Annotated in this window: 13 protein-coding genes; all 13 read right to left on the bottom strand. The window is 53.2% G+C overall.

Translation table 11 applies throughout. The annotated features are described in order from the left end of the window. Positions 1-46: 46 nt before the first annotated feature. On the bottom strand, positions 47-1,312 hold the full coding sequence (locus ABX962_RS03750) for a DegT/DnrJ/EryC1/StrS family aminotransferase (protein ID WP_372716757.1): 1,266 nt from the start codon (positions 1,310-1,312) through the stop codon (positions 47-49). Between the two features lie 10 nt (positions 1,313-1,322). Further along, positions 1,323-2,456 carry a non-hydrolyzing UDP-N-acetylglucosamine 2-epimerase gene (gene wecB, locus ABX962_RS03745; RefSeq protein WP_372716755.1) on the bottom strand — a complete coding sequence of 378 codons (1,134 nt, stop codon included), beginning with the start codon at positions 2,454-2,456 and terminating at the stop codon, positions 1,323-1,325. A 249-nt stretch (positions 2,457-2,705) separates the two neighbouring features. Continuing rightward, on the bottom strand, positions 2,706-3,947 hold the full coding sequence (locus ABX962_RS03740; RefSeq protein WP_372716753.1) for a glycosyltransferase family 4 protein: 1,242 nt from the start codon (positions 3,945-3,947) through the stop codon (positions 2,706-2,708). Between the two features lie 255 nt (positions 3,948-4,202). Further along, positions 4,203-5,006: a hypothetical protein gene (locus ABX962_RS03735; protein ID WP_372716751.1), complete on the bottom strand. Its 804-nt coding sequence runs from the start codon at positions 5,004-5,006 to the stop codon at positions 4,203-4,205. Positions 5,007-5,067: 61 nt separating this feature from the next. Continuing rightward, on the bottom strand, positions 5,068-6,174 hold the full coding sequence (locus ABX962_RS03730; protein WP_372716749.1) for a glycosyltransferase family 4 protein: 1,107 nt from the start codon (positions 6,172-6,174) through the stop codon (positions 5,068-5,070). Positions 6,175-6,340: 166 nt separating this feature from the next. Then, positions 6,341-7,627: a glycosyltransferase family 4 protein gene (locus ABX962_RS03725; protein WP_372716747.1), complete on the bottom strand. Its 1,287-nt coding sequence runs from the start codon at positions 7,625-7,627 to the stop codon at positions 6,341-6,343. Next, entirely contained in the window at positions 7,614-9,029 is a 1,416-nt protein-coding gene (locus ABX962_RS03720; RefSeq protein WP_372716745.1) for a phenylacetate--CoA ligase family protein, read from the bottom strand. Before ABX962_RS03720 ends, ABX962_RS03725 begins: the two co-directional genes overlap by 14 nt. Positions 9,030-9,125: 96 nt before the next feature. Further along, positions 9,126-9,905 (bottom strand): class I SAM-dependent methyltransferase, encoded by a 780-nt coding sequence (locus ABX962_RS03715; RefSeq protein ID WP_372716743.1) that lies wholly within the window; start codon positions 9,903-9,905, stop codon positions 9,126-9,128. Next, positions 9,902-10,837 (bottom strand): sulfotransferase, encoded by a 936-nt coding sequence (locus tag ABX962_RS03710; protein WP_372716741.1) that lies wholly within the window; start codon positions 10,835-10,837, stop codon positions 9,902-9,904. Before ABX962_RS03710 ends, ABX962_RS03715 begins: the two co-directional genes overlap by 4 nt. Positions 10,838-10,849: 12 nt before the next feature. Further along, complete coding sequence (locus ABX962_RS03705; RefSeq protein WP_372716739.1) at positions 10,850-11,731, bottom strand: class I SAM-dependent methyltransferase; 882 nt, start codon at positions 11,729-11,731, stop codon at positions 10,850-10,852. A 23-nt stretch (positions 11,732-11,754) separates the two neighbouring features. Next, entirely contained in the window at positions 11,755-12,810 is a 1,056-nt protein-coding gene (locus ABX962_RS03700; RefSeq protein ID WP_372716737.1) for a glycosyltransferase family 4 protein, read from the bottom strand. After that, positions 12,807-13,925 carry a glycosyltransferase gene (locus tag ABX962_RS03695; RefSeq protein ID WP_372716735.1) on the bottom strand — a complete coding sequence of 373 codons (1,119 nt, stop codon included), beginning with the start codon at positions 13,923-13,925 and terminating at the stop codon, positions 12,807-12,809. Before ABX962_RS03695 ends, ABX962_RS03700 begins: the two co-directional genes overlap by 4 nt. After that, the gene (locus tag ABX962_RS03690) at positions 13,922-15,127 is read right to left on the bottom strand and encodes a glycosyltransferase family 4 protein (protein ID WP_372716733.1); all 1,206 of its coding nucleotides are present in this window, start codon (positions 15,125-15,127) and stop codon (positions 13,922-13,924) included. Before ABX962_RS03690 ends, ABX962_RS03695 begins: the two co-directional genes overlap by 4 nt. Positions 15,128-15,182: the final 55 nt, after the last annotated feature.

Below are 15,182 nucleotides of genomic sequence, written 5' to 3'. Positions count from 1 at the left end.
TGTAATAGCGGCATCGCGATCGATGAGGATTTGTTCGACACAGGGATTATGTTCCCGATGGATTCGTCTGCGCTGCTGGTTGTCGCAAGGAATGTTGCACACACAATTCAGTAACTACGCGAACCACATGTTCTTGTTCGGGTTCGGTCATGCCGGGAAAGATGGGAAGGCTAACAAGCCGATTCCAGACATGGGTTGCTGTGGGGCAATCAGATGCTTGCCACTGCAGCGTTTCCTGATAGTAGGGATGCAAATGCAGGGGTCGCCAGTGAACCGAGCATCCGACGCCACGCTCGCGTAAACATTGAATGAATTCGTTGCGGCCAATGCTTAACTGATCCAGACACAGGCGAATGGGAAACAGGTGCCAAGAATGGAGGCGGTTTTCGAGTTGCGGTGGCAATTCCAATTCGGCAACATCGCGAAGTCGTTGGAAGAAGAACTTGGCGATGGTTTCACGTTCTTGGCGCATCGCCTCGACACGCTGCAGTTGATGCAACCCGATCGCAGCCGCTAGATCGGTCAGGTTGTATTTATAGCCAGGAGCAACGATTTGATAGTCCCATTGGCTGTTTCCTTGGAAACGCTTCCAAGCGTCATGGGACAACCCGTGCAGCGACATTTGCCGCATTCGATCCGCCAATCGCGGGTCACTGGTGACCGCCATTCCTCCTTCGCCCGTGGTCATGGTCTTGTTGGCGTAAAACGAATAACAGGTCACTGCCGCTGTGTTCTCGCCACACATTCGCCAAGCTTGATCCGCGTTCCTACGATAGGCCGATGGCAGGGCATGAGCGGCATCTTCGACGACCCACAATGCGTGCTTCGTTGCGAAGGCGTCAATTTGATCAACGTCGAGCATCAATCCACCCACATGCACCGGAATGATCCCGACAACCTCGATCGGTGAACCCTTCAGTGCTCCGCTGCGAGCCGCCTCCAATTTTTTTGCCACGTCCTCGAAGTCCATGTTCAGCGTGACAGGATCGCAATCGACCAGAATCGGAATCCCACCTTGATAGAGCACAATTTCGGCGGTGGCGGCAAAGGTCATTGTCGGTACCAAAACCCCCTGCCCCGCTTTCAATTGCATGGCTTCGACCGCCAAATGAAGTGCGGCGGTACACGAGTTCACTGCGACGGCGTGTTTGGCACCAATGAACTTGGCAAACTCCGATTCAAACTGTTTCACTCGCGGACCCGTCGTCAACCACCCCGAGCGAAGGCACTCGGTCACTTCCGCGATTGCGGGTTCGGATATCGAGGGTCGAAAGAAGGGAACGTTGATTCGGGCGTCGTTTTCGCTAGTCATGTTTGATTGGTTAGGAGAGCTTCTTGCGACTTGCCAGGAATGTTGCCACTTCGGTACCCACGCGTCGCCCCGCGGATCCATCCCACAGTTGAGGACATTTACCCTGCTTGAACTTGTTCTCAATCACATCGTTAACAAGTTTGACAAGTAATCCAACATCATGTCCGACCAGCACGCTGGTGCCTTCATCGACGGTGATCGGACGCTCGGTGTTTTCTCGTAACGTCAGGCAGGGGATTTCCAGGGCGGTCGCTTCTTCTTGCAATCCGCCCGAATCGGTAATGATGACTTTGGCTTTGGACGTCAGTCCGAGTAACTCGTGATAGCTCAGCGGATCGGTGGCTAGAATCGTTGAGGTTGCTTCAAGCGTTTGCCACAGCCCTAAGGTTTCGAGCCGATTGCGAGTCCGTGGATGGACGGGAAAAACGACCGGCAATGGTTGCGAGATTTGTATCATCGCGTCGACAAAGCGACGCAATTGTTCGGGATCATCGACATTGGACGGACGGTGCATGGTCCAAACCGCATATTGATTCTCGGTCAGCCCCATTTTACGGAGCGGATCGAGCGCCGTGGCGGCATCAAGCTGTGACCGCAACACGTCGATCATGACGTTTCCGCACAGGCGGATCGACTCGTCCGGCTTTCCCTCTTTGAGCAGGTTTACACGTCCGCTTGGTTCGCTGACCAACAGTAGCTCCGAGATCGCATCGGTCACAACGCGATTGATTTCCTCGGGCATCCTACGATCGAAACTGCGTAATCCCGCTTCGACATGAATCACAGGAATTTGAAGCTTGGCCGAAGCCAACGCGCATCCGACGGTGGAATTGACATCACCGACGACCAGGGTTGCGGCGGGCGTTTGTTCGCAATCGAGCAACCAGCGTTCATAGCTGTCAAGAATTTTGGCAGTTTGTTCTCCTTGGCGACCCGATCCGACGGACAGATGGACGTCAGGATGGGGTAAGCCCAATTGCCGAAAAAACGAATCGCTCATCGCATCGTCGTAATGTTGTCCGGTATGGATCAAGCGAGTCTGGACGTTGGGAGCACAAGCTTCAATCCCGCGGAGGATCGGACCCATTTTGACAAAATTGGGGCGTGCCCCGACCACACAGGCGACGATGTCTTTGGAATGCATTTGTGTCAAACTATTGCCAAACTTAATCTAAGATAATCGATTGATTATCAGGTTCCTGAAAATTGCCATTTCACCATTGCCAATGGTGTATCGTGAAAAATGTTGGTTCAAGTCTTTTGTTGAATTCGCCTTGCCACCTTCAAGCGTATCGCGATCGATCCTCGACGCATACCGTCACATCGAGTTGAGCTGAAAATCAGCCGAGGGATCGAGCTGCCAAAAATGTTCAGAGAGCGGTTGCAAAAATCGTTAAGCGGTGGCGACGACCGTGTTGAGCACCTGTCGCCATTGAGTCAGTATTTGCTGTTGGTTGAACTTTTGATGCACGGAGATGCTTGCTTGATGTCCAAGTCGGTTGCGAAGTTCGTCATCGGCGGCTAACGTTTCGATCGCCGATGCCCATGCAGCCACGTCGTTGGGGGCATCGACGATCAGTCCATTTTTGCCGTGTTCAATCATCTCGGGGATGCCGCCGACTCGTGACCCGATTGGACAGATCCCCAGCGACATCATTTCGATTAATGCCAGTGGGCAATTTTCCCACCATACGCTGGGAACGAGTCCTAGTTGGCAGGTTTGATACACCGCGTTTAATTCCTCGAGCGACATCCAGCCCAATTGCAGAAACTCAGCACGGTCGTTCAGCTGGCCGCGTTCCTTTTTTGCACCCCCAATCGTGACTAGCACCGTGTTCTTTTGGAACTGTCCGATCGCCAGTGCGGTTTTAGCTACCTGAAGTCCTTTTTCCGGTGCACGTCCCACATGCATGATTGCGAAATCATCCTCTGCAAGTCCGATGCGTTGTCTTGTCTCATCAATCAACGCAGGGGAGAGTGTTTTGATCTGAGATTGGTTGCTCCAGTTAGGGATGGTCCAAACCGGGGCCGAAAAACGATCGCGGCAAATCAACGCGAATAAATCTTCGTAAATTGCCTTGCTCGGAGCAACGATCGCATCAGCGCTTGCCACCGCACGTGAAGCGAGACTCTCCTGTCCTAAACGCGGCATGCCTTGAATCCAGTAGATCACTCTTGCACGCGGCAAAACTTGTTTGGCCGCCACTGCCACGGCAATTGTCGAGGCAATGAGGACCGTTCGCTCATCCGCCGTTTGTTCAAACTGCTTCAACGCCTGCTTGATGCGTTGATAGGCAGCGGTTGCTTCAATGTCTTGGCGGATGCCGAGTGAGCGTGTTAGACGGTTGCCTCGCATACGACAATGCAGACGTCCAGTAAATCCTAACGTTGCGGAGACCAACCGCACTCCTTTCAATTGTGAATTACCAGGACTGATGGCGATGATTTTGGTTGCCTTGGCGGTACCGGCAAAATGCACCGCCAATTGCGACAAGAGTCTCGGTACGGCGTGTACGGTCGTCGTTTCGAGTGGATGATTTTCATAAACAACTAGCAGTCGGTTGGCTAGTAAGGGTTGTTCGTGTGTTGATTCAACATTCGAGACATGATTCGTTTTCGACAGCACATCAAGCATAGAGAAGATCTTTCATCTTGCAAAAAACCGTCTCCCAAGCGATGCCGCCCGATTCTACTTGAACGTCTCTCAGAGACGCCAACTTCTTTACGCGGAAGGATTGTGTCTAGACGATTCCAGAAAACATTGGTCAATGAGTCTGTTATTTTAATCGCCTTGCGTCTCATGGCACTTCAAAGTTTCCAGAAAATTCGCTGTCGCTACCGTGGAAAAGAAAATCTGCATAGTCGGCTTCGATCACTTCGATACCGAAATTTAGACGGCATCACACGTCATCTGGACGGTGGCGGTCTCGAACTCTGAGGTGTCGTCCATCCGTTTCTTTTCCAAGATGATCAGTTTGAACAGCCGTTGGTCCGAGTAGCGTCGTTTTCCTTTTAGCACGCGTCGAGCGATGTCTCGGATCATTGAACGCTTTTGCGGCCTCGCCTTCTCATCGACAAACGGATGCGAAAAAGTGCATCGCACCACGTTTTGTTCGATTTCGCGACAACGTTCGTCGCTGAGATAGGGTGATTCGATGGGTTCGCCATAAAGCGAGAACCGTTTGAAAATCGAGAGCATCGTTTCGATACCCTCACGCCGCTCGACGTCGCGTTGAGGTTGCCAATGAGTGTCTTCGATGACAAACAGTCCGCCCGGTTTGAGATGGGGCCAAAGTGCGCCAAGGGTAATTTGTTGATGCGCCGAAGCGTGGCTGCCATCGTCAATAATGATGTCGAACGGGCCGGCTTCTTCTGCTATTTCTCTAAGCCGATTGGCGTCGCTTTGGTCGCCTTGGAAAATGGTCGCACGCGGAATCTGGACGTCACTGAAATCTGAGATGTCAAAACCGTTGATCGTTGCTTGCGGAAAGAAGTCGAGCCACATCCGTAGCGATGGGCAATCGGGCTGATGTTGACAGAATTCTCGCTGTAATCCAATTTCCAAAAACGAAATGGGGCTTTGTCGATAGGCGGCAAATAGGGATTCGTAAAGGGTTGCATATCGATGGCAGCAACCGACGTGATCGCCTTTGTCCGAATGGTACTGGTTCGCCAGTTCTATAAGAGTCTTCATTTAATTCTTTCCATTAGATCCATCAAGCAGTGTAACGATCGTGACGTAATTCGGAGGAAATTTAGTTGAGTTGCGGTACGACAGTATTCAGTAAACGCAGCCAGTTGTCTGTGTATTGTTTCGTTCCAAACCGAGCTTCCGTCGACTTGCTGGCTTCATGCCCAAGTCGCTGACGTAGGTCGTCATCTGTAAGTGCCGAATCAATGGCACGGGCCCAGGCTGCAACATCATTGGGTGCATCGACGAGCAGGCCATTGCGGCCGTCTTCAATCATCTCTGGAATTCCTCCAACCCGAGATGCCAAGGGGCACAATCCAAGTGACATCATTTCAAGTAGTGCAAGTGGACAGTTCTCCCACCACACACTTGGAACCACCCCCAAGTCACACGCCTGGTAGATCTCATTCAATTCTTGAGGGGTGACGCGTCCTGTTTCCAGAATCTCCGCGTGTTTTGATAGACGACGCCGTCCGCATGTTTGTCCTCCCACCGCGACAAGCACGATATTTCGCTGGTTAAACCTACAAAGCAATAGAGCGAGTTCAACGATTTGTAATCCTTTTTCCGGCGCGCGGCCGACATGAATGATCGCCAAGTCATTCTCGCTGAGTCCCAAACGGCGTCTTACGTTTTGGCACCGCTCCGGTGATATTTTCTTGAATTGTTCTTGATCCACACAATTGGGGATCACCCAGACTGGTGCAGTAAATTTATTCCGGCATATTAATTTGAACAGTTCGAGATAGATGGCATTTGACGGAACTGCCACGATGTCTGCTGCGTTGACTGCTCGAAAGGCCATATATTCTTGACCCAATCTCGGCAAGCTATGGATCCAGTAGATAAGTTTTGCCTTGGGGAGAATTTGCCGAGCGAGCAGGGTGGCGGTAAAAGTGAGACAAATGACGATCGTTTGTTCATCGGATTTCTCTGTCAATAAAAGCATCGATTTTCGAGCACGTTGGTAGGCGATGCTTGATTCCGCGAGCATGGATCCGCCCACGGCTCTGACGAAACGGTTACTTGTGATACGACTTCGCAGACGGCTAATCCCACCCAGATTTACCGCCATATTCTGTACGTTGGGGATCTTTCCATTGACTGGACTGACGGCCACAAACTCGGTTGAAGGGTTCTGTGTTGCAAAATGGTGCATCAACTGAGCCATGAGTCGGGGCACCGCATAAGAAGAGTCGGTGGTTAATGGGCCATTTTCGTACACACAAATGATTCGTTTTGCATGTAACCGGCATGTCTCGTTTGCCGAGTCAATTGCTGGCGTTGTTACGTAACTTGATTCCGGTGGAAGTGGTTTTATTGACATGATGAATTCTTCAGCAATGGAGGACCGGTAAGAGGTCACGTAGGAATTTATCGAGTCGTTTTGCAATTAAGTTTCGATTGTAAACCTTCTCGGCAGCTTCGCGTCCGTTTGCACCCAATTGCTCGCGAAGCGGTGGAGAGTTCGCGAGACGAATAAACTGAGCAACGAGTGTTTTTCGATCCCCCGGAACGACGCATAAACCACAACTTGATTTCTCAATACGTCGCATCGGTTCGCCATCGGCGATCAACAAGATCGGCAGTGACGATGCCATGGCCTCATAGATCTTGCTGGGAACGGCGCCGGGGATAGCCATTCCCAGACTGATAATGGCGACGTCGGCTGAAGCGAGCAGCGCGGGAATCCGCTCGCGTGGCTGTGCTGGTACGATCTTGACACGGTCGATCGATTCACGCTCAATCCGTTTCTCTAAGTCCTCACGCGCAGGCCCGTCTCCGACTAAGACAAAACGTCCTGGTGTCGAGGCATCAAGCGATTTGGCAAGATCGAGAATCTGGTTTAGCCCTTGCGCCAAACCAAGCAGCCCCGCAAAAATAAAGATTGGCCCCGGTTCGGATCCGATCAATTGACGTGCTTCGTCATCGGCATGCTCAGGACCAAAGCGACTTGGGTCGACACCATTGGTGATGACCTGCGTTTGCACCTGCGGACATCGCTCTCGCACCGATGCGATGATTTCATCGGATTGACCCGTGATGGCGGTGGCGCGTCGATAGGTTGCCAGTTCCAGACGTTCGGCCATCTTTGTGGCGAGCCCCGGTTTTACGACTCCCATGCGAATCGCCGACTCGGGCCACAAGTCGCTGACGTTAAACACAAAGGGGCACTTCCACCGTTTGGCTAAATATTTTGCTGCGTAACTGATAAACAGCGGGGGGGATTCGACGAACAATAAATCGGGACGTTGACACAGTTTGGGGCCATAACGTTTGGCGCCACGTACAAAAGAGAAATAGCAGCGAATGCGTTTAGTAAAACCTTGTTTGGCGGTGTACAGCGGAACACGGACGGTGCGAATTCGGCCAACCTGATGCACATGAGGCTGGCGGGGATCGAACTCTTCAAAAACCTTTCCGGTGGGATAGTTGGGAAGCGCTGTCAAGACTTCGACGTCCCATCCCAAATCAATCAGACGTTCGCCAAGTTCCGATAAACGGGCTTGGGGCGCCCCCATTTCAGGCGGAAAATATTGGGTCAAAATACAGATCTTGGGGCGTGTTCCTGTGGTGGAAGACGCTGATTCCGTTGGCGGTTGCGACAACTCAGTGAGCGACATATTCGCTAGCTCCGGTGTTCGTAGATGTGTTTTGTGAGGTCAAGTTGATCACCGCCTTGAATTTACCTGCCTTGCTCCGCGGTATTTCCGTTACCGGCTGCACCACTACTTCGACCTCACCCATTCTTTGTTGCACCCGGTTCTGAATGTCGGCAACATCCGCGGCGGTAAATGCTTCGGTGGGGACCACTTTGACACGAATCCGTGTGCGAGTTTCTTGAATCACCTGCCCTTCGCGGACGTTGGGTTGATTCACAAAGACACCGTGAAATCGGACCATTCGCCGACCATCAGGACCGATCAATACATCTTCCAAACGTCCAACCACCTCCTTCAACACCGGCATGCTCCGTCCACAACCACAGGGGACCGCAGACCAGGTTGCGATGTCCCCCACGCGGTAGCGAACAAAGGGTTGATAGTTTCGCATTAAGCAAGTCGTGACGACTTCGCCTGGTTCCTCGGGATCACAAGGGGTGCCGTCGGGGCGGAGAATTTCAACCACCGAAACGTCGGGGCTGACATGTAGATTTCCCGCTTCACATTCACTTGCAAACAAGCAGTTTTCGACGGTGCTGTACTCTTCAAAAACACGGCAGCCGAATGCACGCTGCATCACGTCTCGCATTTCGTCGGTAACTTTTTCGCTGGTAGTGACAACTGCTTGCAATGATTTCGGGACGTCGAGTTTCTGTTCCAGAATCATCTCCGCCAGCAGGTAGAACGAAACCGCATAGCCCGTTAACCATCGGGTACGGTGTTGACGAAGTGCGTCAACGTATTGATGTGCCGTGTCGGGGCGAAGATGAAAGGCAGAGAAATAGACTTGGCGTTCAACCCGGTTGTAGCGGTGAAACGGTCCACTGCTGTGCGGATCTGGTTCCACAAACCGTCCCGAAAATGTCGCTCGTGGTTCGGCAAAAGAGACGCCAGCCCAGCCGGCCGAACGCACCTCGCGTACGGCTCGTGCCTCGCGGACTTCCTGCCAAAGCCAGTGGTTGTCAATCGGCGTCCCCGTCGACCCGCTCGTTCGCGAAATCATTCGTCGTAGCGGACGACTTCCGGGGCGTAGGAACTGCGATACATCGTCGCGGAGCGGTTGTTTTTCGAGCAGCGGTAAATCGCTCAGTTGTCCCGCTCTTGCGGCTGCTTTCGCCGACTCGCTCCAATGATTCGCGTAGTAAGGGATGTCGAGTACCGACGTCAGAAACGAATTGAGTCGCATTTGCTGCCACCGCTGCCACTCGTCCGCAGAAAAGCGATCTCGGGCTCGGTACTGCGTGACAAACTTTTTGTAACCTGGTCCAAAGCGGACCCAATTCCAATAAAGACCGTAAGTGCTGACGGCAACATTCTGGCCTGTCACTGGAAGACGAGCATAAAGTTGATCGAGTTTGCCCATAATTCTACTCTCTAAAATCTCGGAGGTTGAATTGATGTCAGCGTGGAAGCGATGTGCTGTTCCGTTTCGAATGCTCGTACCGACATTGGCCGCTCTTTACTTCTTTCCGATATAAACAAGCCCGTAACCGAGGGTATCGCGGCGGTCGAGCCACTTTCCCATTCGATCGACGGTTTGCTGTGAAGCTTGGCGAATGCGGGCCGGAGTCAGACGACGAAGCCGGTTCGGTAGCCTCATGCTTCGCAGTGCCACACCGGCATACACCGATTGGCACGAGACTTCTTGGAACCCCGGTTCCGCACACATTTTTCGCAGCAGCGACCGGCGGATGTTTTTCTGCCAAACAATGTTGGGAGGAACCATCTTGCGAAACCAGTAACGGAGTTCGCGGCGAACGGTCCATGGTGACCAGAAACTGGGGACAAATTGATACAGCAATCCACCGGGTTTGAGCACACGATGGGCTTCGGACAAAATGACCCGCTGTTGATCGCGTGTAAAATGCTCGAGCACACCGAAGCTTGCGTAACAGTCCAGCGAGTTGTCTGCAAACGGCAAGTCCAAAATCGTGCCTTCGACCCACTCCATTGTGCCGGGCAAGTCCTTTAGGTTTTCGCCTCGAGCTTGCGCGTCTTCGATCAGCTTCGCCGAATAGTCCAGCCCGATACAGTGATGGCCCAGCGAGGCAAACATATAGACAAATTGCCCCAAGCCGCAGCCCGCTTCGACAATTTTACTTTCGGGCCGCAGGACATCAAACAGTGGCTTCAAATGGTCGGCATCATAAAGTCCCCGGCAATGCTCCATCGTCTCTTGGGACGTGGCCACAAGACGTTCTTCCCATTGGTCCGCCTGAGTCGGTAGTACGTTGGTCATGATGTCTCCTGCTTAATCCATTGCTCGTCGACGACCGAATGGGGCGTTTCGAGCCGGTAGGTTTGCAACACACTTTTGGGGGCATTGGTCCGCAAGAAAGAACGGATTAGTTCAAGTTCGTTGTCGTCGAACAACTCGTTGCAACGACCTACCGCACCGCTGCGAACACCGTCATGCGAGTGAGGTATTTCTGGCTTTTCTTTGTCACCAATCATGAAGTTCAGCAGTTTGGCGACTTCTTCGTCGTAATGTTCGACCAGTTTTTCGTAGTGGATGCCGACTTGTCGTGACGCGGGGATGTCCGCGAGTCCATCAAGAATGTCGCGTTGATTGGCGGTGTAGTACCAACTGAGGAAGTCAACCAAGCTATAGCGGGCGGCGTCTTGAAATCCACCTGGGCGGACGCCGAGATAGCCACGATGAATTAGCCGCATCCAACGCAGACGATGCAGCGTATGGATACAGGCACTTCGCATCGCAAAAATTCGACCGCCGTACGCGTGGGCCCGATAGCGATCGATGAATCCGCCGCAGTCATTCTTGGCTAGGAATTTTTTCATCGACGCGATTGTGTCTAGCGGATTTCTCTGGAAATGCACATACCGTGCGTCGGGAAATGCTTCCTTCAATAGCGGTAAAAAATTGGATAACGTGGGCGAGATCAGTACGATCGGTTTTCCCGCAGCACGTGATTCGATGTACGAGCGGACGCGGCGCACCCGCCATGGCTTCAGAAGCGAAGCGAGCCATCCCGGATCTCCAATTCCGTCATCGCCGAACGGATTGACTGATTTGATGGGATATAGCGAGTACAGGAACTGCGTCGTGTACGTGTTGTGCGTAAACACGCTGTGATCGGGAATACAGCGGACCACGCGAGACAACCAACTGCTGCCCGAACGCGGAGAACTAAGAATGATGGTGATTTCCACGGAGCGTTAATCCTAAAGTGAACCGCGATCCGCGGCGCTAGGCTTGGGGTGGCGGTAGACCAACAATTGGGATCGTGCAAATTTGTGTCGGAACCAATTAGGCATGCGGGCGTCGACTCGATGAGCCCAACGACGGTATTTGCGATTGAAAGAACCACCCGGAAGTAGTTTGTGAAATCGCTCGATGCTGCCGAGTGAAAACGCCTGCACCTCTTCGAAATACAGTGCCGCGTTTTGTAGGTACGTTTGCGAGCTGTTGCTGCGATCGGGATGTGGATCGCTGGCTTTCCAATTAGCGAATGCCTTTTGGTTTAGCGACGAGGGGCGATTTCGCACCGGCACCATCCATCGCAGCGTATCAAGCGTGTGGCTGTTTTCGGCCGGTTCAAAAAACCTTGCCTCGCCATCGGGTTTGAGCATTCCCGCTGCCTTAGCCAAATACTCTCGCTCGAGTTCCTCGGTCAAGTGATGCAGAAACGCTTTGCCTACGACACAATCAAACGAATCCTGTTCGAGGTCCAAGGAAGTGAAATCACCTGACAATCCTTGGACACGCTCGGGACCAAACCCAAGTTTCTGTGCGGCTTGGTTGACAATGCGTGCACTCTCGCTGGAGATATCGACCGCGACGACTTGAGCACCCAACACGGACATCGCCAGTGCATTGACGCCGTTGCCACAGCCCAATTCCAAGACGCGTTTCCCTTTCAGCCGGTCCGCAAAACCATCCATGTACATTCCGTACCAACTCGTATCGGTCTGCACGGCGTCACGAAAGAATTCGTCAAAGTTTTCGACCATGGTGACGATCTCGTCGACGTTCACGTCACGATAAGATTGGTCATAGTGTTGTTCGTTCTCGCGAACGTTTTCAGTGGTGTCAACGACGCGCATGGTTGCATTCCGTAAGTGGCATTTCAGTGCGTTGCTTTTTCGCTTAACGTTTCGAACAGTCGGACCCATTTCGGCAGAATTGCTGGCCAATCGAACTGACCTGCGAACGTATTGGCGTTTTGCGATAATCGTTCGGCCAATCCGACTTCACTCAAAACTCGCTGGACTGCGGCCCCCATGGCTGCAGGATCATTCGGGGGAACGAGCAGTGCATTCTGATTATGATCAACGAGATCCGGCATGCCACCGACATCGGTACTGACGACGCACAGCCCACACGCCATCGCTTCGAGCACGCTGACCGGCGTGTTGTCGAAATCGGTTGTGTTGATGAACACGTCGGCTTGTTTGAGTTGGTCCGGAATTTCAGTTTTTGGGACCCCGCCGGTGAACCGAACGCGATCCGCTACGCCCAGATCGTGGGCGGCTCGCTGCGTGGCTTGAAAGCTGCCGTCGCCTTTGTCAGGGCCGACCATCGTCAGTTCGATATCGGGATAAACCGGTTGCAGGTCGGCGACCAAGCGAATCGCCAGCGTCGGGTTGTACAAGTGATGAAAACTGCGTACCCAGACTAACTTCGCGGTTGGTTTGTCTCGCAAACGAAAGGGATAGCGGCTTAGGTTCAGCGGATTCGGCAGCAGTTGGATATCCCTGCGATAGACTTCCATCCGTTGCTTCAGATAATCCGAAGGGGTTGTAACCACCGTGGCATGGCGAAGCAAACGATCGACGCGTCGCGGCCATCGTCGTCCGAATTCGGGCAGGTTGCCACCACGTAGCGACAACGCATACGGTTTTCCTGCGGCACGCAATACGAAGCAGGCGGCTTCGGCCAATCCAAATCCCAGGCCACTGTAAACATCGACGTTGGCAGCCGTGTAGTCATGTCGCCGTTTCCAGGTGGTCGTCACGATGTCCAGCAGGCGAGCGATGCGGGCCGCATGATGCGACGCAGTAAAGACATTCAATCCAACCGATTCGAGCTTGCCGGCAAGATCCTCGCAGACAGAATAGTTCCCGACTTTTCCCGAAAGGAAATTGCCGACCAGCAGGACGGAGGTGGTTGTCGAAGGGCTCATCGCGACCCCAACACGGTATCGTAGATCTGCGAAAGCTGTCCGATCACCGCCTCGGCGCTGTAGCGGGACTGAACTCGGTTAAAAAAGGCGCGGCCTAGTGTTTTTCGTTTGGATTCGTCGGCCAGTAACGAGATGATGGCATTTGCCAATTGACTCGCTTCACTTGCAGGGACCAGCAGTCCGGCCTTGCCATCGTCAAGCACATCGCCGCATTGTCCCACTCGAGTGGCCACGACCGACATCGATGTGGCACCATATTCCAACAGCGAAACGGGAAGCCCCTCGGATGTCGAGCTCAGCACGCCGATGTCACAACCCTCGAGAATACTGGTGACATCCTGGCGTATGCCAAGCAAAGTAACATGGGATTGCAACCCCTGGATCTGAATCTCGCGTTGCACCAAACCGAGGTAGTTAGCGTCGGGATGGGCACCGACCAATAACAGATGTGCGTCGGGGTAAGGCATGACGACGTGTTGCATCGCACGAATCAATGTTAGATGGTCTTTGACGGGGCGAACATTCGCGACACAGACGATTCTCGAGCCTCGGCGTCCCGGCAATTCGCGATGTGGGGCGACTCGTTTGGTGGTGTCGACAAAGTTAGGCAAGCACCAGATCCGGTCTTTGCGGAAGTGCAGTCGATTTTGTGACCAATCCGCTAATGGTTTGCTGACTGCGACGACGCCTCCGACTTGCCGCAGCAAAAGTCGGAACAACCACGTCGAACGTTCTTTGCGATCGTTGGTTCCATAGTGGTCGTGCCAAATAATCGCAGGATAAGGTGAAAACATCGCCGCCATTCGCGCGACTAAAATTGACGACCCGTGAGCATGCAGTACGTCAACACGGTGGTCGCGGTTATACTTCACGAGGTTGCGAATTGCACGAAGATCAAACGTGCGTTTTCGGTGTAGACAAATCCGACCGACATCCGCAGAAACGCATGGACTAAGAGGCCCGTCTCGACGCGTCGTGCATAGTGAGGTTCGATATCGATCGCGAGGCATCTGGTTAACCAACTCGACCGCGATCCGCTCACGTCCTCCCAGATCAAGCGTGTCGGTCATGTGCATAACATGAATTCGACGATCGGTTTTGTTTTCCGCAATCATTCGTTTAAGAGTACTTCCGCGGAATTCACTTTGGGTGCAGTGGATGTGTTGACAGACTGAATGAGGCGGACGCCCCAGGTTTGCTGCAGCAGTTCGGCCAAAGCCGATCGCAAACCGTCGCGTGAATAACGCTGCGACCATTGCGAAGCTTGCTGACCGAGTTCGCGGAATTTCGCAGGATCGTCCGCAATCGATTTCAGCGCCGTGACAAATTGTTCGGTCTCGCCATTTGGCAGCAAGATGCCTCGCCCAGCAAGCATTCTGGCCACTTGCCCGTGATCGACCGCGATACAAATCAGTCCATGGCACATCGCTTCGGCGACCACTTTGGGCCAACCTTCCGAGTGGACCGAGGGCAACACCAGACAGTCGCCCCAGTGATAGTGCTGGAGTGACTGTTCAAACGGAACAGCGCCCACAAAACGGGTAAATCGATCAATGCCGCTCGATCGAGCGAGGGCTTCCAATTCAGACCGCAACGGGCCATCGCCCACGATGCGAACCTCTAGTTCGATACCGCTGGTGGCAACGGCAGCGATCGCCTCGATAAACACATTGACTCGTTTTTCGGCTACCAAACGTCCCGAGAACAGCACGCGTAACGGACTGGAAAACGCTTTGGTCTGTGCGTGAGTGACGGCCGATTCTACCTGTTCGTCGCTCATCATGGACGTAAAAAACGAATGAATGTGGGGCGGTTGGTCACGCCATTCGCCATAGACCGTCACTGGGGCACCCCACCACCACGACTTCAATAGCCAACGCTGCAATCGGCCTGTCAAATTTTCTCCCTTGTATCCGTTCCATTGGCCCGCAAATTTGGCAACGCGGTAGCGAGAAAAAAATCGTGCCAGCAGCACGCCGAGGAACCCAAGATTTCCCGGACATCGCACGTGAATCGCATCCGCCCGAGACATGGCACGACACAATCCGACAAGAACAATTGGAAGCTGAAGCAGCTGTGTGATTTTGCAACGGAGCGTGTCACCCCCCGTTTTCATCACGGGTTGAATCGAGATGTTCGCGCGGTCAAACGGCATGCTGTCGCCTTTGGGAGGCGTGTCTCGACACGGTGCTGCGATGACTACCTCAGGAAACAAATCCGCCCAGATGTCAATTTCGCGAGCATAGGGGCCGAACGCATAAAGTTTGCCTTCGTGGCGATAATGGATCACGTGTGAGATTACAACGAGACGTTTCATCAGCGAATTGCGTCCTGGGTACTGCGGTTTGCGGCCCGTTTCACGACGCTGAGTC

Source organism: Novipirellula sp., from assembly GCF_041583735.1.
In the GTDB taxonomy this organism is placed as follows: Bacteria; Planctomycetota; Planctomycetia; order Pirellulales; family Pirellulaceae; genus Novipirellula.
This window is presented reverse-complemented; position numbering and strand designations above follow the sequence as displayed.